The organism is Phyllobacterium sp. P5_D12, assembly GCF_054049495.1.
On record NZ_JBFUMG010000844.1, the window covers coordinates 1 to 1,414 of the forward strand.

Annotated in this window: 2 protein-coding genes; both read left to right on the top strand. The window is 52.9% G+C overall.

The window, feature by feature from the left end:
* Window positions 1-296: UTRA domain-containing protein (locus ACXJ5O_RS26960; RefSeq protein WP_457302590.1), on the top strand; the 296-nt coding region annotated here is incomplete at its 5' end.
* 334 nt (window positions 297-630) lie between these two features.
* On the top strand, window positions 631-1,414 hold a 784-nt coding region (locus tag ACXJ5O_RS26965), incomplete at its 3' end, for a diguanylate cyclase domain-containing protein (protein WP_457302591.1).

A 1,414-nucleotide genomic window follows, 5' to 3' on the forward strand; every position in this document is an offset into this window, starting at 1 on the left:
CCCCAAAATTCCTCCAGGACAAACCGCCCCCCTCTATAAGGACGCTCAACGAAGGCTCGTTATACGAATGGCTCCATCGCGAGTTTGGTGCAAAAGTTGTTCGCGCCTCAGAATATATCGAGGCAGCGGTCGTCCAGGCAGAAATGGCAAATCATCTCCATGTGGCCCCAGGAGCTCCCGTGCTGATTATTCGCCGTAGCTCATTTGTCGAAGACCCAAACCCGATCGAGTATGTCATCCTGTATTTCCGGGCAGACCGGTATCGCTTTCAACTTGAATCGGGCGTAATTGTTTGAGACAGCTCTTGTCGGGCCCCTGCAAAAAAACAAGACCGGACTATCCACGCCGCCCCACCTTTCCCTGCATTATGATGMCGTTATGTCGACGCGCATCGCGATCGATATGAGTAGCCGCTGCAAGTCCGGCTATGCCGACGACGTCACACTCGCCCTTCATTAACCTCGACGAGGTCGTCTTCGAGGACAGAAACAATGCTCTGGCGCGCCGTCGATCCACACTTGATGGGCGACTGAAGTTAATTGAACAACAATCGTCTGCTCATGTTATCTTTACGGATAAGAAGTAGTATTGCACGACCGGTGCGAAAATCCCTTTAATGTGGAAATCTGTATGAAGCCTGGCGTCAGTGATCTCCTGCTCCATATTCAGAATGAAATTCTGGAAGCTGTGGCCTCTGGTGATCCACTGCGTGACATTGCCGATTTGCTGTGTCGTAGGATCGAGAATCTAGTTCCAACCATCGTATGTTCAGTGCTTACGGTTGACCCGGATCAAAAGCTTCACCCGCTGGCTGGGCCAAGCCTGCCTGACGCCTACTCTGAGGCCCTCGATGGCATCGAAGCCGGCCCCACAGTTGGGTCGTGCGGAACGGCAGCCTACCTAGGCCAACCCGTGATAGTTTCAGATATAAAATCCGACCCGCTCTGGGCTGATTTCAAGGCTCTGGCCCTGCCACTTGGACTTCGAGCCTGCTGGTCCACTCCTATAAAGTCGCGCGATGGACGCGTGGTGGGTACATTTGCTTTCTATTACAAAACAGTCCGGACTCCCAATGAACTCGAGAGGCGAATCGTTCAGACCTGCGTTCATCTGTGCGCAATTGCCATTGAGCATGAAGAGATGCAGGCGCGCGATTATAAGCTGGCATACTTTGACGCGCTGACCGGGCTCTCCAATCGAGCCCGCTTTGATGAAATGCTTTGCCGGCGGGTTCATGACCAAGCCGATTTCGGGCTACTTCTGGTAGATATCGATCACTTGAAATCTGTCAATGATACCATGGGACACCTGGTGGGCGACTTCCTGATCAAAAGTGTGGCCAAGATGATTGGCAAGGACCGTCCAGGGGAGACAGCGTTCCGGCTGGGTGGGGACGAATTTGCAATCATCATTG